General features: G+C 39.0%; 21 protein-coding genes. 16 read left to right on the forward strand and 5 right to left on the reverse strand.

Features of this window, described 5'->3' with window-relative positions:
* The first annotated feature begins 10 nt into the window (after window positions 1-10).
* The 8 genes from RYX56_RS16530 (at window position 11) to RYX56_RS16565 (ending at window position 5,746) form a co-directional block, all read left to right on the forward strand.
* Window positions 11-1,057 (forward strand): DUF2332 domain-containing protein, encoded by a 1,047-nt coding sequence (locus RYX56_RS16530; RefSeq protein ID WP_317123147.1) that lies wholly within the window; start codon window positions 11-13, stop codon window positions 1,055-1,057.
* A gap of 309 nt (window positions 1,058-1,366) precedes the next feature.
* Window positions 1,367-1,837, forward strand: a complete 471-nt coding sequence (locus tag RYX56_RS16535) for a DinB family protein (RefSeq protein WP_317123148.1) — start codon at window positions 1,367-1,369, stop codon at window positions 1,835-1,837.
* A 97-nt stretch (window positions 1,838-1,934) separates the two neighbouring features.
* Window positions 1,935-3,032 (forward strand): nicotinate phosphoribosyltransferase, encoded by a 1,098-nt coding sequence (locus RYX56_RS16540; RefSeq protein ID WP_317123149.1) that lies wholly within the window; start codon window positions 1,935-1,937, stop codon window positions 3,030-3,032.
* Between the two features lie 235 nt (window positions 3,033-3,267).
* Complete coding sequence (locus RYX56_RS16545) at window positions 3,268-3,585, forward strand: DUF3870 domain-containing protein (protein WP_317123150.1); 318 nt, start codon at window positions 3,268-3,270, stop codon at window positions 3,583-3,585.
* Window positions 3,586-3,765: 180 nt separating this feature from the next.
* Window positions 3,766-3,960: a hypothetical protein gene (locus RYX56_RS16550; protein WP_317123151.1), complete on the forward strand. Its 195-nt coding sequence runs from the start codon at window positions 3,766-3,768 to the stop codon at window positions 3,958-3,960.
* Window positions 3,961-3,985: 25 nt separating this feature from the next.
* Entirely contained in the window at window positions 3,986-4,990 is a 1,005-nt protein-coding gene (locus RYX56_RS16555; RefSeq protein WP_317123152.1) for a C40 family peptidase, read from the forward strand.
* Window positions 4,991-5,109: 119 nt separating this feature from the next.
* Entirely contained in the window at window positions 5,110-5,319 is a 210-nt protein-coding gene (locus RYX56_RS16560; RefSeq protein ID WP_317123153.1) for a polysaccharide deacetylase family protein, read from the forward strand.
* A gap of 148 nt (window positions 5,320-5,467) precedes the next feature.
* A complete protein-coding gene (locus tag RYX56_RS16565) occupies window positions 5,468-5,746 on the forward strand; it encodes a polysaccharide deacetylase family protein (protein WP_317123154.1) in 279 nt (92 codons plus the stop codon).
* Window positions 5,747-5,780: 34 nt separating this feature from the next.
* On the opposite strand, the gene RYX56_RS16570 is transcribed toward RYX56_RS16565, so the two are convergent.
* Window positions 5,781-6,914, reverse strand: coding sequence for a S8 family peptidase (locus tag RYX56_RS16570; RefSeq protein WP_317123155.1), 1,134 nt, complete (start codon window positions 6,912-6,914; stop codon window positions 5,781-5,783).
* 306 nt (window positions 6,915-7,220) lie between these two features.
* On the opposite strand from RYX56_RS16570, the gene RYX56_RS16575 reads away from it, so the two are divergent.
* Entirely contained in the window at window positions 7,221-7,643 is a 423-nt protein-coding gene (locus RYX56_RS16575) for a hypothetical protein (protein ID WP_317123156.1), read from the forward strand.
* A gap of 355 nt (window positions 7,644-7,998) precedes the next feature.
* Here the strand turns inward: RYX56_RS16575 and RYX56_RS16580 are convergent, their stop codons facing one another.
* From RYX56_RS16580 to RYX56_RS16595, 4 genes are all read right to left on the reverse strand, one after another.
* A complete protein-coding gene (locus RYX56_RS16580) occupies window positions 7,999-8,577 on the reverse strand; it encodes a LytS/YhcK type 5TM receptor domain-containing protein (protein WP_317123157.1) in 579 nt (192 codons plus the stop codon).
* A gap of 228 nt (window positions 8,578-8,805) precedes the next feature.
* A complete protein-coding gene (locus RYX56_RS16585) occupies window positions 8,806-9,186 on the reverse strand; it encodes an SET domain-containing protein (protein WP_317123158.1) in 381 nt (126 codons plus the stop codon).
* A gap of 94 nt (window positions 9,187-9,280) precedes the next feature.
* Window positions 9,281-10,507, reverse strand: a complete 1,227-nt coding sequence (locus tag RYX56_RS16590) for an MFS transporter (protein ID WP_317123159.1) — start codon at window positions 10,505-10,507, stop codon at window positions 9,281-9,283.
* Window positions 10,508-10,588: 81 nt separating this feature from the next.
* Window positions 10,589-11,161 carry a DUF2087 domain-containing protein gene (locus RYX56_RS16595; RefSeq protein ID WP_317123160.1) on the reverse strand — a complete coding sequence of 191 codons (573 nt, stop codon included), beginning with the start codon at window positions 11,159-11,161 and terminating at the stop codon, window positions 10,589-10,591.
* A gap of 127 nt (window positions 11,162-11,288) precedes the next feature.
* On the opposite strand from RYX56_RS16595, the gene RYX56_RS16600 reads away from it, so the two are divergent.
* From RYX56_RS16600 to RYX56_RS16630, 7 genes are all read left to right on the forward strand, one after another.
* Complete coding sequence (locus RYX56_RS16600; protein WP_317123161.1) at window positions 11,289-11,723, forward strand: DUF3139 domain-containing protein; 435 nt, start codon at window positions 11,289-11,291, stop codon at window positions 11,721-11,723.
* 14 nt (window positions 11,724-11,737) lie between these two features.
* Entirely contained in the window at window positions 11,738-12,409 is a 672-nt protein-coding gene (locus RYX56_RS16605; RefSeq protein WP_317123162.1) for a hypothetical protein, read from the forward strand.
* 150 nt (window positions 12,410-12,559) lie between these two features.
* A complete protein-coding gene (nikA, locus tag RYX56_RS16610) occupies window positions 12,560-14,107 on the forward strand; it encodes a nickel ABC transporter substrate-binding protein (RefSeq protein WP_317123163.1) in 1,548 nt (515 codons plus the stop codon).
* 77 nt (window positions 14,108-14,184) lie between these two features.
* Window positions 14,185-15,132, forward strand: coding sequence for a nickel ABC transporter permease (gene nikB, locus RYX56_RS16615; protein WP_317123164.1), 948 nt, complete (start codon window positions 14,185-14,187; stop codon window positions 15,130-15,132).
* 15 nt (window positions 15,133-15,147) lie between these two features.
* Window positions 15,148-15,993, forward strand: a complete 846-nt coding sequence (gene nikC / locus RYX56_RS16620; RefSeq protein ID WP_317123165.1) for a nickel transporter permease — start codon at window positions 15,148-15,150, stop codon at window positions 15,991-15,993.
* Window positions 15,990-16,823 carry an ATP-binding cassette domain-containing protein gene (locus RYX56_RS16625; RefSeq protein ID WP_317123166.1) on the forward strand — a complete coding sequence of 278 codons (834 nt, stop codon included), beginning with the start codon at window positions 15,990-15,992 and terminating at the stop codon, window positions 16,821-16,823. Before nikC ends, RYX56_RS16625 begins: the two co-directional genes overlap by 4 nt.
* Window positions 16,820-17,593, forward strand: a complete 774-nt coding sequence (locus RYX56_RS16630) for an ABC transporter ATP-binding protein (protein ID WP_317123167.1) — start codon at window positions 16,820-16,822, stop codon at window positions 17,591-17,593. Before RYX56_RS16625 ends, RYX56_RS16630 begins: the two co-directional genes overlap by 4 nt.

Below are 17,593 nucleotides of genomic sequence, written 5' to 3' on the forward strand. Positions count from 1 at the left end.
GAGGACAAGTATGGATATTAATCAACTTTCAAAACGATTTATTATTTTTGCCAATGTAGAATGTGCGGGCCGAAGTGTACTATATGAGACATTATCAAAAGAAATTGCTAAAGACGAAGCGTTATTAACACTATGCTCACATGCAAGAGCTGGCCAGCCAGTTCCTAACCTTCTCTTTGGAGCAGTTCATTATCTTTTGTTAAGTGGAGAGAAGGATGTACTAGCAGACTATTACCCGAGCTTAGTTGCCCAACCGAAACGTACAAAAGAGGCATTCATTCCTTTTAAAACGTTCTGTGAGAACCATAAAGAACAAATACAGACACTTCTTCAAACAAAGTTGGTGCAAACGAATGAAGTAAGAAGATGTAGCTATTTGTATCCGAGTTTTTCGGCAATTTATGAAAAGGCGAAACGTCCACTTGCTTTAATTGAAATTGGTACGAGTGCTGGTTTGCAGTTATTATGGGATTATTATCGCTATTCCTATGAAGAAACAGAAGAGTTTGGCAACCTAAACTCACCTGTCCATATTCATTCACAAGTAAAAGGCGAGAATGTACCGGCGTTGCTTAAGGATCGTCCGCAAATTGAGGCTCGATATGGGATAGACCTTCACATTAATGACCTAACAAATGAAGATGATTATCTATGGCTTAAAGCTCTTATTTGGCCTGAGCAACATACGAGAAGAGCCTTATTCGATGCTGCAGCAATGTGTGTAGCGGAAAATAAAGAGTCATTGCATTTAATAGAAGGAGATGGAGTAGAATTGCTCCCATCCATCGTGGCTGACATATCGGATGATGCTGCCATTTGTGTATTCCATACTCATGTTGCCAACCAAATGCCACAAGAGGTCAAGCAACGTCTACAAGTAACAATAAAAGAAATCGGTCAACGACGTGATATTTACCACTTGTACAATAATATGAGTGATGGCGATCTTCATCTGGATTCCTATCAAAACGGTACGTTCCAGAGTGAAAGAGTAGCCGAAACAGATGGTCACGGAGAATGGTTTAGTTGGAAGCGGAGTTCAAAAGTAACCTCTTAAGGGGCTTTGAAAAACTTACAAAAACTCGATGAAATGAAATCGCTTCCTATAATTTTAGAAGGATTCAAATAAATAAAGTTGATAAATGAAACAGTTGTGAACCCACAACAAAAAAAGGAAAAGCATCTTACGGCATGTAAGGTGCTTTTTTAGGAGGGATTTTACGAGAGGATGTTGAAGTGAGTAATTAGTTTGAAATTTTAGATAAAGGGGCATTGAGATGCATAAAGAGAGAAGAAAAGCTTATTGGCAAGTGTTAGCTTGGGCTTTGATTGTTTTTGCCCTTATAAATATATGGTGGTTCTTTCGATGAATGCCTATTGTAAAAGTGCGCTTCATCAAATTCAGATTGCGATCAATTCGATCATTGCCATCATGCATGAGCTTAATAGCGATGATTTACAAAGTCGCCCAACAGACATGAAATACTCGATTGGTGAATTACTTCAGCACATCTCCCTCCTCCCTAAGGCAGACTATAAGATTAGTAATGGGGCAACAGAAGAGGAGATGTCAGCGTTTTACAGTGAACATTCTTTTCATACGATCAAAGAAATAGAAGGGGCGCTTATTAATCACTATCAATTTTTAGAAAAGAGGTATCTGACGTATACAGATAGAGAGTTGCAAGAGAAGATGGTTTCGTATTGGGGAGCGACTTATTCAAGATATGAATGGCTTCTTCAGATCGTCGCTCATCTGTACCACCATCGAGGCCAACTTCATGCGATGCTCGTTCATTGCTGCCGGAAAGACCCTCAAATCTCCCTTTTCGAATAAGGGTACCTTGATAATTTTCATACATATTGGAAAGAATAACGGCTATAAATCATTTAAACTAAGTAGGCTAGCCAACCCACTAGATGGAGGGCATACAATGAAAAAAGAAATCGAAATGAAGATGAAAGGTGAGCTTTCTAGGCTAACCAATCGAACTTTTAAATTTGATAAACGAATCAAAGAAGGATGGTATTCAGCCGTCTATTTTTTAAAAACAAAAGAAATAGCTAAGAAGTACAAGCCTGATAAAGTTGTAACGATGCAGTTTTTTCAAAAAGAGGAAGCCGTTCTATGTGGGATTGATGAGTCAATTGCTCTTTTACATACGTTTGCTGAAGATCCAGATGAGCTAGAAATTCATGCCCTCCATGATGGTGATCAGATTAGGCCATTTGAAACCGTCTTAACTATTCGAGGTTCGTATCATAAATTTGGCTACCTTGAAGGCATTATCGACGGTATTTTAGCAAGACGAACGAGTGTCGCAACAAATGTGTACAGAGTTGTATCAGCAGCTAAACATAAACGAGTTATTTTTATGGGAGACCGGGATGATCACTTTAGCAATCAAGCAGGAGATGGCTATGCTGCCTTTATTGGCGGGATGTCCGCTCAAGCGACACATGCGATGAATGAGTGGTGGGGCGAAAAAGGTCTTGGCACGATGCCTCATGCTTTAATTCAATTGTTTAACGGAGATGTCGTAGAAGCGTCGAAGGCATATCATGCCACGTATCCAGAAGATGATCTGATTGCGCTTGTGGATTATAATAATGATGTGATTACAGATTCTTTAAAGGTCGCTCGTGAATTTGGTGAGACACTAAAAGGTGTACGGATTGATACATCAAGAACAATGATTGATCAATACTTCATTCGTAATCAGCATATTTTAGGTAGCTTTGACCCACGAGGTGTGAATATTCCACTCGTTAAAGCATTACGAGAAGCATTAAATGAAGAAGGCTTTCATCACGTGCAAATTGTCGTCAGTGGTGGTTTCTCTGCTGATCGCATTAAAGAATTTGAAAAGAATGATGCGCCCGTAGATGTGTACGGTGTTGGCGGGAGCCTCTTAAAGCTCACGATTGGCTTTACAGGGGATAATGTGATGCTAGATGGTGAACCAGAAGCGAAAGCAGGCAGACGTTATAACCCGAATCCACGGATGAAGAAAGTAGAGCTGCAGGTATAAGTGTGCTTGAGATCGTGAGATTTTAATAATTGACTGGTGGCTTTAGGTGAGATACATTCTACACTCATTATTAAAACCAATAAGGTAACTCTGTCCCATTTGAAAAATATATCATTTGTAGGCTTGTTTACTTCGGGGAAATAAGATATCATAATTTTCAGATATCCATTTACTCTGATCACATATAAGCAAAGCTTCCTGTGATCAATCAGTAAGTGGCAAGTAGGTGAAAATCATGTTTGATAAAGATTCGATTTATCTAGTTGGAGAAGCAAAGTCCCCATCAAATAATCCGATAACAGAACAGTATAAAGTTTTCTTTATCGGGTTTGTGGTCGATCGCACTACTGGTAAAATCATCGAGGCTGAAGCAACGTCGATTTTATCTATCACGAGTTCATTTATAAGACATTTATTTGTTGGAAAGAATATGCGTGATACTGATCAAGTGATACAGGCAATTGAAGAAAGTTATCACGGATCTTCTCAGAAAGCTGTAATTGTTTCTTTTCGTCATGCAAGCCAAAAGTTTAATCAAATACATACTTTGTAAGCTGCTTTGCCCCTTACAGGATAAAATCCAGCTAAGTTCTCTCCTAGAACTTAGCTGGATTTTTTGTTCTATAATCAACTATTCCGTTAAGAGGGAGGGGCTCAAAATGAAAATTTAACAAATAAATGAAGCAAGAGCAATTGCAGACCAGACATTGCTCAAACCGTAAGAATGCCTTGTATGGTTGGCAGCATGATGGATTCACATCTTTTGCTTGCTCCGATCACAGCTATGGCCAGTGCCCACTCGAATATTACAATGGTGGAACTAGATGCCCCGCTTTGGTTAAAAGAGGAAGACAACCAAAGCAACTTGTTTTATGAAGGTTGGATTGTTTCATGCCGCAAGTCAGCTGAGTCAAGGCTTTCACTATAAATAAAAATTGAGAGGGGTAAAACAGATGAGAAAATGGTTGCTTATGCTTTTGATGGTCATGGTCGCTGGATTTGTTCTAACACCACCTGGTTTGGCAAAAGAGGTAAAAAAAGGGGATATTGCTTTTGTTGATGTATCGGTGTTAACTGTGTGGGCACAGCCGAATCTTGATCGTCCGATTGATGCACCAGCAGTGTCTAATCCAGTGGATCATTGGAAGTGGACAAATGATATGTCATATGAGGAGAAACTTTGGTTAGTCGGGAAATTAGAAACACAAGCTTCATATGGAATGAGAGTAAATGTATTAGAAGAAGATGGTGACTGGGTAAAGATTTCAGTAGAAGGTCAACCGACCCCTCGTGAAGAATCGGGCTATCCGGGATGGGTTCCTAAAGGACAGCTGACAAAAAATGAGCGTTTAGAAGACTTATCAAACCGTCCTTTTGCGACAGTGACCACGGCAACTGCTTCTCTGTATGAAGATCGTTCGTTATCAAAAGAATTCATGGAAGTGAGCTTTAATACAAGACTTCCGGTCATGATCGAGCAAGGAGATAAAATCCTTGTAGGTACCCCATCTGATGGGAATAAATGGTTTGATCGTGCAGATGTAGAAATTTATGAATCAGTGGATGATATTCCTAAGCCGACAGCGGATGATTTACTTGCTACAGGTGAATTATTCTTAGACTTACCATACTTATGGGCTGGCGTGTCTGGTTTTGGATTTGATTGTTCAGGCTTTACACATACGATCTATAAAGCACACGGCATTACAATACCACGTGATTCCAGCATCCAAGCACAATATGGTACATTTGTAGAAAGGGAAGACCTGCAACAAGGAGATCTTGTATTTTTCGCACGTAATCACGGAACAGGAGCCGTTCACCATGTTGGAATGTACATTGGAGAGGGCCAGATGATTCATTCACCTAATACAGCAAGTACAGTTGAAGTCGTCAAAATCGATGAATCTAGTTATGCATCAAGCTACCATAGCGGACGTCGGTATTTGGACAATTAATAAGCGGAGAACCTATCCAATGAATAAATGGATAGGTTTTTATAAATTTTAATCTGTAGGGGTTTACTAGTTCAAACGGGTTTGCAGTTGCAGTTTTCTTATTAATAGGGATGGGGGAAGTGACGCTATTTATGGTTGACTTAGATAAGAATAGGTATGGTGAAGAAGGTAAATATGTTGCGTTAACTTTTGATGACGGAACACATCAAAAGGTTACACCAGAAGTACTTTACATTTTAAGGGAATATGAGGCGAAAGCGACATTTTACATGTTAGGCATACAAGCAGCAAATGACCATGCACTTGTTAAACAAGTCGCAAAAGAATGACATGAACTAGGCAATCATTCCATGAATTGACAAAGCTCGGATATGAGCAGATAAGAGCAAAACTTTAAGAGTTAAATAATCGAATTACTGAAGCATAAGCGTACCAGCATTCACAATGTGACCTCCTTACGGTGCTTATGATCAGAATTTGGTCAAGGTCGCAAGTAATCTAAGGTCCCATATTATCCTATGGTCCGTTGATTCACTTGATTGGGAAAGTAGAGATGCGGATTTAATTAATAAAACAATCATGGACGGTGTGCATAACGGGGCCATAGTGTTAATGCATGATATTCACCAAGCAACAGCAGAAGCCTTACCTGAGCTGTTAGAAACATTAGAGAAAGAAGGATATCAATTTATTACGGTTTCTGAGCTTCTAAACTTACATGAACAATCTGATATTGGGCCATATAGGAGAAGATAAAAGAAAGAGCGTGGATTATCCACGCTCTTTCTTGTTATTGCTGAATGGCTGCTAATGATTGTACTAATCCATTCCCATATTGTGTAGAGGACCCTAGATTGATCGCTGTTTCATTCAAAAGGTTACGAAGCTCAACATTTGATAAATGTGGCTTAGCTTGCCAAACTTGTGCTGCAACTCCTGCCACATGCGGAGAAGCCATTGATGTTCCGTTAAAAGATGCATAATTGTTATTTGGAGTCGTGCTAAGAATTCCTACTCCAGGAGCTGAGATCTCAACTGCTGGACCTGTGCTTGAGAACGTTGCACGCTGGTTATTTTGATCTGTAGCAGCTACTGCGATTACTGAATCATATTTAGCAGGGTAGCCGACTGTGTCGTTCCTACCACTGCGTGTGCCACTGTTTCCAGCTGCAGCGACAACAAGCACTCCCTCAGCATATGCTAGATCACTAAACTGTTTTAAAATAGCAGAACTTTGCGAGCCACCAAGGCTCATATTAATGATGTCGATATCATTATTGATTGCCCACTCGATTCCCTCGGCAATACCAGCATATGAACCACTACCCGCGTTGTTCAATACTTTTACCGCATAGAGAGAAGCTTCGTTTGCGACACCAATAACACCAATATCATTGTTGACTGCCGCTACAGTCCCAGCGACATGAGTACCGTGTCCATCACCATCAAAAAATGGATCCGCGTTAGCTGAATCAGTGAAAACAGAATGTCCACCTTTTACGTTGGCTGATAGATCAGGATGATTGCGATCAATTCCCGTGTCAAGAATCGCTACCTTTACACCATTTCCTGTGAAGCCTGCATCTTGTGCAGCAGTCCCTTGTACACGAGGAATGCCCCACGGAGTCGTTTGAGCTAATTTAGTTACCTCAGCATTTTCTTCAACCATTTGAACATGAGGATGATTTTGCAGACCACGAGCTTGATTTTCTGTTAAATTCAGATGCATGACCGGAAGGAGGTCATATTCGTGAATAATATCTTTATTATCAATACCAAAAGCTTGTACTAACCCTTTCTGTGCTGCACCATCAAATTGAACTAAATAATCTTTTACCTCTGCGTTCGCATTTCCTGCTAATACAGCTTGTCCAGGTACTGCCATCAAGATTACAAGTAATAGAGCTAAAAATAATCGTCTCAAATAGGTAGCCTCCCATAGTAATAGATTTTGTTCGTTACATACCATTCACTAAGTGTAAAGCCTCCCTTCAAAAATCGAATAGTTTGTTTTAAAGAAGCTTGGTGTGTAATCTAAGAGGTTGGGTTATTAATAGAAAATTCTTTCTATTTAAGGATAATATTAACATTGAGAATATTCAATAAATTTTTATATAAACATACTAATAGGAAGTAATTTGGAAGCGGGTGAGAGAGCTCTATTATTTAGAAATATGTGGTAGAATTGAGAGGTTATATGTTGTAGATAAATCAGTAGGATGTGGGTCATATGTCAGTAAAATGGATTGGCTGGGTCGGGATTTTTCATGTTTTGTTTATTGTGGGGTGGATCGTTTACAATTTATCTCATCACTTGATCTATCCAGCTCCTCTATTAGGAGAAGATCAGTCATTAGCAGAACTAGGAATTCTTTATTATAGCGAGCATAGAGGTTTGCTAGGATTTGATCATGGGAGTAAATCATTGATGATGCTTTTATCAATTGTTTTACCAGTTGGAATCTTTTATATCCTAAAAAGAGATTCAGCATTCGACCTACTAAACATGCTTGCATTAGTGGCTGGAGTGGTAGGGTTTACTCTCTATAGCTTATCTTTAATGTTACAGGCAGTAACGGTTGAATATGCATTTCAGTTGTTCATAAATAATAATGATGCATCAGCGCAAGCTTTTTGCGACATTGATTTATGACTGGACGATGTTACAAGGCGGATTCTCCGTAAGTATTTACATTCTAGCTAATCTATCTATAGCCACATGGTTACTTATTCATTCAAAAAAGATTGCTAGAGATTTTAAGACGAAAGCATTTGGTGTATTTGGGATGACTGTAGGATTTCTTCATATAGGGGGCTATAGTGTATCATGGTTTTTTCTCATGCAAGGCTCTCAAGTGATGCATGAAGTTAATGAAGCCGTGGGGATTTTATGGCTCATATGGCTGGCGTGGGTAAGTTTTTACATCATAAGCGGTAAGATAAATAGGAGTGAAATCAACTAGTAGGGCTCACAAGAAGCACTCATCGTATTTAATGGGTGCTTCTTTTTAAGATGGTTTCTCACGTGCATTTAGAAAGAATACGAGCAAGGTCATAACAAAGCCAGTACCAAACGTTTGTAATGCAGTCACTAGAGCAGCTGTTTGATAAAACTCTCGAGTAAGGGAGCTAAAGAAAAAGCTTAATGAAGAGAGGTAGAAGAATACGTGAAGAAAGGCTAAAACTGTTGCGAATATCACCTTTTTAATCGATTTGAGAGCGAGAAAGCTCGTGTGTAAAAAAGGGATCGTGACGAGTGCCAAGCTTGATAGTAATAACGAGGGCATAAAGCCAGGACCACCAATGATAAAACGATAGATATTTAAGACAAGGTATAGTGGAATAGCAACGAAAAAACCACTATATAACGAGGCGATAATGAAAGGAATGTACCTTAAATCAAAAATAAATCCGTTACCGATTGGAATAGGGAAGGTCATACAGAGCATTAAGATAATTGCGGCTACTATTACTAAGAGGGCCTGATTTCCCATTTTCGTCTTTTTATATTCGATTAAAAGGAGATAAATAAACATCCCGAATAGCAAAAAGAGAATGTTAGCTAATAGAGTTTCGAACATCTTCATCGTTCCTTTCGCATCTTTTCAATCGAACTTTTTTGAAAGTGAATCTCACTCATTTTAGCATAGGTCATAGAAAAATAGGTAAAAAAGCTATATTACTATTAAGACTTTATTCATAGAGAGATGCTTATGTATACGTTACCGCCTAGAGGTGGGTTTCAAACGTCTACTTACTAAGACCTAAAAAAACATGAAGCTCTGATTAAAGAGAGCTTCATGTTTAAGTGTTGCTTACTTATCTTTCATGAACCAAAGTGGTGTTTCATCATCAACCTCACCGTTATAGTTAATAAATATTTCTTCACCTGCTTTAATATCACGGTACGCATAGTAATCAAATGTATGTTGGTCAAAGTTAATATCATACGTAGCATTTGGAGTGAACGAATGATTAAATAACATCCCGTACCCAAGCACAACAGCTGAATGGTTCTTTCCGTATTCATACACATAATCCGCTAAGGCAGTTTCTTGGATTAAAATATGCTCGACATTTGGATAAGGTACTACGGGAGCTTCATGAATCAATGTTCCTTTGGGGATATCTTCTGTTGCGAAAACCCCTCTATTAAATTCTCCCTCACTAATCGGGGAGGTCATAACTTTAATCATTTACGTCACCTTCCGGGTCTCTAAAGTTGCAAAAATGCATCTCTCTAAGCTTGACAGTTGTTGATAAAGAAAGCAACTGTCAAATGATTGATTATTAACGTAAGGACTTTGCTAATGTTCTTTTCTCTCGCTTAAGATTAAGCTTGAAAAAAGCTAGTGCATATATAAAGGTGAAGAATAGGTAACCTACACCAACCGCTGAACTCAACATTCTCGGGCCAAAAGCTTCCACAAGTAAACCGCCAATCCCCATAGTGACTCCAAGAGTTGTATTAGAAATCATTGTTGTTAGACCAAAGAACATACCTTGTCTTGGTTTTGGTATTACTTTCATCATGATGGTGCTAAGACAGATATTACTAATACCACCGACAAATGTGATAAACAACACAGATAAGAGTGCTAAAGAAAAGGTAGGAGCGACACTTAAAAATAGATGACCAACCCCTTCTAAAGCAATAAAAGAAACAATGAATGCGAGTAAATTTTTGTTCAAGAAAGGAGAGAGTAAGGAACTTAAAACAAAGCCTAATCCAAGAAATCCATAAATCAACCCCACTCCAAGCTCTCCTTTATCAAATACATCAAGTGCATATACACTCATGAGGACATTATCAATTCCATTGGCTAGGGGCATCGTACATTCGATCATTAGGAAGGTCATTACGGCAAATGAACTTACAATCCAATGAATGGAAGGAAGTTTCGGAGTGGGGGGTTTTGATTGAATCGATGAATGAGAATCCTTAGTAAAAGTGATTGTCCGTAAGAAATAAGCAGACAATAAAAATGATAAAGCATTAAGGGAAAATGCAATCTCTAAGCCGAAAAGGTAAGCAACCATTCCGCCAGCAGTAGATCCCACAATGAGCACGACACCGACCATGATTTGTTCAATGGCATTTACGTATAGTAACTTCTCTTGTTGAACCAATATCGGTATAGAGGACATTCGTGTAGGCGCATACAATGCATCTCCACTAGCTAATAGAAAGGCACTTACATAAATAATCCACAATTCTCCTGGCTCGTTAACAAGTAACGGTGTAAGTGCAAATGGTATACGGCAGAGGTCGATACCAATAAGCAGTGCTTTTTTTGGAAATTTATCAGCGAGAACCCCGCCCAAAGGGGCAATTAGTAAAAAAGGAATCATTCGAATTAGAAATAACAGTCCAATGGCCGCTCCTGAGCCAGTCACTTGATAAAGGAGGGTTAGAGCCGCAACTTGAGTAAAGCGATTTCCAACCCCGTTCACCACTCCGGCTAGGAAGAGTTTCCGATACTCTCTTTCTTCTTTCCAAACACTCCAATTGGTCATAACCTCACCTACTTTCTTTGTTTAATGCAAGCTAATTAGATATATATCTAATTAGTATGAGAAAAGAAAAGCAGCTCATCATCACACAAGCCACATTTCCTCTGGATTCAACTGATACAGGCCTTTATCTCTGTGCATAAACTGACACATCACAAATTCGCGGCGAATCGTAGCGAAGTCTTCATGGAATTGCTTAATGAACTCATTGATCTCTTTCTCACTATAGATCGTCCCAACCTTCAGTTTGCTTGCAAGATGCTCGAGGATGATAAGCTTCTTCTTTCGCTGTGCAGGAATCGTTTTTAAGCGACCTGCCTGATCAAAAAAGTTCTGAATGACTTTGTACTTCTCAGCATCTTCTACTTTAAATGGATCCACTTCCTTCTCACTTCCAAGACGAGTGATGGCTCCAGCCATTGATTCAAGCTTCTTTTCATCTAAATGAAAAAAAATTGTGTTCTTTTCCCGACGTTGATAGACGATGGCAATGTCTCTTAGTTTCGTTAGATGATGAGAGATTGTAGGGGGAGTTAAGCCTAGCTTTCCGGCGATCGCTTGACCATGAAGAGGTCCATCTCTTAGAAGAGCAATGATTTGGATGCGTGTTTTATCCCCAAGTGTTTTGTGGAAGTTTACTAATCGATTTAATTGCATGACGAAAACTCCTTTAATGTTTATCTAATTAGATAATAATCTAATTAGTAGGATATGGCAATAGGCAAATAACTAAAGGGATGATATGTAATACGACGAATTAAGTAGAAAGGAAGTAGGTGATACAATGCATCCTCTAACAATTCTAGAATATGGAATAGCAGGGGTGGTGGTCTTTGGTTCACTCTTAATTTCACTTTTTCTCCCTTATAAATGGAAACGAATTGGATTCATAACAGTGCTTGTGGTATTTATCTTTTTAATAACATTCTTTTTCGCGAGACCTTATTGGATAGATTGGCAAATCGAGAAACGATCCCTGCTATTAGACAATTATCTAGAAAATCGTTATCCTAGTGAAAACTGGGATATAGGAGCGATTGACCATCGGACCTATCCACAATATCATCCATATCATTTGAGAGTGACATTTGAAGATGAACCTGGTTTTATTTACCATTATCATGTTGATGGAAAAGGAAGAATTCGTCAGATTGGATATGAAGTGAGTGAAGATAAGACCCATTCAAAAGGGAACTACATAGAAGAAGATGATCATTAAAAGGTGTGTGAACGATGCAACGAGATGAACAACAGCTAATCATGAAAAGTCAGGACGTGTTAAAGGTAACACATGTCTGGTATGCAAGCTATGGGTCAAACATGAACCCTCAGCGTTTTTATTGTTATATTCAAGGTGGAAGACCTGAAGGCTCAACGAAAACAGAAAGAGGATGCCGAGATAAAGAATTACCAACTTCGATCAAGACATTGAAACTGCCTTATGAAGCGTATTTTGCCCATTACTCAGATCGTTGGGGAGGGGCACCGGTATTTATTGATCCTGATAGGGGAGAAAAGCAGTCAAATTTTGTCTGCTATTTAATTACGATGGAACAATATTTAGATGTGATGGCACAAGAGAATGGATTGCTAGAAGTAGAAAGTGAAATGTCTCGTTTGGTAAATGACCAAACTGCCACTTTGAATGGTTTATATGGGAAAATGATGAATGTAGGAACAGTGGAAGGCTTCCCGGTATTCACATTTACCAACCCAAAGAGACCAGTGGTAGAGACGGAATTCCCACCGTCTATTCCTTATTTACAAACAATTATGAAGGGGTTAAAGGGTCAATGTGATTTGAATGCAAAGGAAATTGCGGAGTATCTGCTTCATTTAGAAGGGGTATCGCCTGCTTATTCGTATGATGAATTGGTTCAAATAGTTAATAGATTATCACAATAAAAACGTAGCTGCTTAAGCAGCTACGTTTTTATTGTGAATTCTTATAGAGAATAGGAATCATTCTTATTTAATTATTGACTTTTGCACTTCCTTGTTCATATAATCGTAATAATTACGATTTGAATCAGTAGAAAGGGAGATTAATAGAATATGAATAAAATCACTTGGTATACCTTAATTGTTTTATTGTGTACGCTAGCGCTTGTAGGGTGCTCAACTAATGAAGAAGCAGCGATAAAAAATGAAAGGGAAATTAGTGAGAACGCAGAAAAATCACTATCATTACTATTTAGTTTCCCATCCTCCACTCTCGATCCACATTACGATTGGATGGGAGTTCGTGCTGGAATTGCAGAAACGCTCGTTAAAATCAATGAAGAGCTAGAAATTGAGCCATGGTTAGCTGAGTCGTATGAACAAGTGAATGATAATACTTGGGAATTTACGATTCGTGATCATGTAACGTTTCATGATGGAACAAAAGTAGATGGTGAGGCGGTTAAAGCTTCCTTTGAGCGATTACTTGAAGTGAATGATTCTGTTAATTCGATGTTGAAAATTGAATCAATTGAAGCAGAAGGACAAACTGTCACTTTTCAGACAGAGGAGACCTTCCCTGCCTTCTTATCAGAGCTCGTACATACAAACGCATCTATTGTGAAAGTTGATATGGATGATATGACCGAACAACCAATCGCAACCGGCCCATTTAAAGTTAAATCGTTTACTCCTGAATCAAAGGTTGAATTAGAGCGTTATGAGGAGTATTGGGACGGGGCAGCTAACTTAGATAAGGTAAACATCACCTTTAATTCTGATGCAAATGTTCGCGCATTAAGCTTACAGTCAAATGAGGTAGATATTGCTTATCATTTACCTCCAGAAGCATTAGAGCCCATTGAGAGTAGTGACGACCTACGAGTAGAGTCTGTTCCGAGTTTGCGTGCGCATTTTGTCCTTTATAACCAATCTAAGCCTTTATTGCAGGATCAGAATGTGAGAAAGGCGTTAGACCTTATTACAAATCGTCCTGTTATGGTAGATGAGATTATGAGCGGTCATGCAACAGCTGCAACCGGACCATTTAATCCTGATTTTGCTTTTGCAAGTCAAAATGACCCCGAAGAATATGATCCAGAACAAGCGAAGGAATTACTGAATGATGCTGGTTTTGAGATGAATGAAAATGGCATCCTTGAAAAGGATGGAGAGCCATTATCTTTAACGATTGCGACCTATCAAGGGCGTCCGGAGCTACCGTTAATGGCGCAATATTTACAAGCTGAAGCATCAAGCATTGGGATTCAGCTTGATATAGTGACAATTGAGAACATTGATAGTTATTTATTTGAGCAGCAAGATGAGTGGGATCTCGTTACATACAGTAACTTAACAGCACCTAGAGGAGACGGGGGATACTTTTTGAATGTCGCCTACTTACCTGATGGCTCACTGAATCCAGGACAAATCGATATCACTGAATTAAATGAGTTAACCGAACAAATCAATCAAACAATTGATCAAGAGAAACGTGAGGATCTACAACAACAAGCTGTAGAGATCATTCAAAAAGAAGTGCCTCAATCGTTCATTTTGCATCCCCATATTATTGTCGGAGTGAATGAACGTGTAACCAATTGGGAGCCTGGTTCTGAAGAATACTATTTAATTACCAATGAGATGGACGTAAAGGAATAAAAAGTGGAAGCATCGATTCTCGGTGCTTTCACTTTTCTACTTCGCTATTAATATGAAAGGAGGGACATTTATTTTATATGGGAACCCTCACCCGAACTCTTTTAAAAGTAGCATTCAATCGATTGTTGCAACTTGTCATCATGATTCTCGTACTCTCATTTATAACGTTTCTATTAATGAAGGTTACACCAGGAGATCCAATTAGGACCATTTTAAAAGTAGATGAGATGGTGACATCGACCACGGATGAAGCCGTTCTTCTTGAAGAGTTTGGCTTTGATCAGCCCATATATATTCAGTATGGTCAGTGGCTGTGGAATGTCATGCAATTTGATTTAGGTGAATCACTAATTACTAAGAAGTCAGTTTCACAAATGATTTTCAGTCGGTTACCCGCAACCTTGGCTCTTGCTTTTGGAGGTTTAGTGGTCCTCCTATTGATATCGATCCCACTCGGAATGCTCGGTGCTATTTACGAAAATAAGTGGCCAGATTATATGAGTAGAATACTTGCATTTATAGGGTCTTCGATTCCAAGTTTTTGGTTAGGGTTACTTTTAATTTACTTTTTTTCACTAAAATTAAACGTTCTACCTGTATCAGGAAAAGGGACGCTTGCTCATTATATACTTCCATCCATCACACTAGGAATTGCAATGGCACCCATGTATATACGCCTCTTAAGAGAACGGCTAATCGGTATTCAAACTAGTTCCTATATCGAAGCTGCGATGGCCCGCGGCATTTCTCGATCACGTATTTTTTGGTTTCATACATTTAGAGGAAGTTTGATCCCGATTCTCACCTTATTTGGTCTTTCGATCGGAAGTCTACTTGGTGGAATCACCGTGGTCGAGATCATTTTTTCATGGCCTGGGATGGGTCAGTTGATTGTTGATGCAATCATGCAAAGAGATTATCCCGTCATTCAAGGTTACATCTTAGTAGTGGGGCTGCTCGTAGTTGTGACGAATATGATGGTGGATTTTATTTATACAGTGGTCAACCCGCAGATGAAACAGTGAAAGGAAGCGCATTAAATGGAGAGTATCTACCAAGCAAAACACCGTTTGATCCAATGTCCTACTCTAACAATCAGCTTGTTTTTAACAGTGATTCTTTTGATCATGTTGATTCTTGGTCCGATCATTGTGGCTCATGACCCTTTTCAAATTGACATGACGAATCGTTTACAGTCTGCATCTATGAGTCATATATTGGGGACAGATCAGTTAGGGCGAGACCTCTTTTCAAGAATCTTATATGGTGGAAGGTTAACTGTTGGATTGGGATTATTCGCTATCTTTCTGGCCTTATTGATTGGTGTTCCCATTGGATTAGTCTCTGGTTATATCGGCGGCAAGTTAGATGCCTTTTTCATGAGGATCGTAGATGGAATTATTGTTTTTCCTGACTTTATTTTAGCGATTGCCATCGCTGGTATATTAGGTCCAAGTTTAACCAATATTGTCATTGCGATGGTCCTTGTTAAATGGATTGTTTATGCCAGGGTTGTAAGAGGACTTGTTATGGCAGAAAAAGAAAAAGAGTTTATCCTCGCTGCGAAGATTTCTAATTCAAGCACAGGTAAAATCATTCGCAGGCATTTGTGGCCACAAATTATCCCTGATGTGATCGCTATGGCGGCGATTGATGTTGGAAAAGTGATTTTAATTATCTCGACACTTTCTTATATCGGGGTTGGGGCCCAGCCTCCTATTCCTGAATGGGGAGCTTTATTAAATGACGGACGAGGGTACTTTCAAGTCCATGCATCCTTAATGATCTATCCAGGTTTAGCTATAATGGCTACTGTACTATGTTTCAATCTTTTAGGGGACGGTGTGAAAGAGTACATGGATACAAGGAAAAGGGGTGAGTCATGATGAATGTACCATTACTAGAAATACATAATCTCGAAATCACTAGGAAAATTCAAAAAAGTGAGTTGTCCCTCATAAAAGGGATTAACCTTAAGGTCGCTAGAGGAGAGATTGTAGGTCTGATTGGAGAAAGTGGTAGTGGGAAGAGCCTAACTGCAAAAGCGATTCTCGGACTATTGCCTGAGTCAGTAAAGGTATCTGAAGGGTCAATTATGTTTAAAGAAACGAATGTGTTGACTCAATCCAAAAAACAGCGTTACAGCCTACTTGGCAAACAGATGGCCATCATCTCTCAGGATTATAGAGGGAGCTTTACCCCTTATATAAAAATTGGGAAACAAATGGTGGAGACAATTCAGAGCCACAGTTCATTAAGTAAAAAAGTGGCGAAACAAAAAGCATTCGACATGCTTGGCCATATGGATTTGCCTGAAGAACGAATTTACAACAGCTATCCCTTTCAACTTAGTGGAGGGCAAGTGCAACGTGCTGCGGTTGCTACTATCATGGCCTTGCAACCATCATTCATTATTTGTGATGAAGTGACAACGGCTCTAGATGTCATTAATGGAGAAAAAGTGATGAATTATATAGACATGATTAGAAGAATGACCAATTGTGGTGTATTAATGATTACTCATGACCTCACTCAAGCGTTCAAACGCACAGATAGGCTCTATGTGATGTCACAAGGAGAAATTGTAGAAGAGGGACCAACAAAGGAAATTAGAAGATTGCCTACTCATGCATACACAAAGTCTCTTTACGCCTCTTTACTACCCTTGCCAGATAAACAAAGAGAAACGTCTGCAAGGAGAGTCGTTGATCTATGAACATCATTGAATTAACAGACGTATCTAAAACATACGAACGAAATGTCAAAGCGCTTAAGCAGTTCTCGTTATCTGTTCAAGAAGGTGAATGTGTAGGGGTTATTGGAGAGAGTGGCAGTGGGAAAAGCACTCTTGCAAAATTGCTTGTCGGCTTAGAAAGGAAGGATCAGGGGGATCTCTCTATTCTCGGATCAACAGTATCTCTACAAAATAAAAAAGAAAAAGCGTATTTTCGCCAGCATGTTCAAATGGTGTTTCAAGATGCAACAAGTGTTCTAAATCCAAAGTTGCCGATATGGAAAAGTGTGATTGAACCGCTTGAAAACTTTAAGAAATTAAAGCCTCGTTATCTAGATAAATCTCCGGACTCCGCACTCGAAATCGCAAAGGTTTTACTTAATATGGTCGGGTTAGATCAACAATATCTTCAAGCGTTTCCGGATGATTTAAGTGGAGGACAAAAGCAACGTGTGGGCATCGCAAGGGCCATCAGTCTAAGTCCAAAATTGTTAATATGCGATGAACCTACTTCTAGTCTTGATGTGACGGTCCAAAAGCAAATTCTATTATTACTAAAAGAATTACAACAAAAAAACCAGATGTCCATCGTATTTATTTCCCATGATATACGTGCGGTCGTGTTTATGTGTGAAAGAATCATAGTATTAAAAGACGGAGAAAAGGTAGATGAGTTTCTGATAGATGACATTTATTCAAATGAACGGCACCCATATACCAAAATATTAATCAAAGCAGCAAGTTATAAGTGA

This window comes from Alkalihalophilus lindianensis, from assembly GCF_032843265.1.
In the GTDB taxonomy this organism is placed as follows: Bacteria; Bacillota; Bacilli; order Bacillales; family Bacillaceae_D; genus Alkalihalophilus; species Alkalihalophilus lindianensis.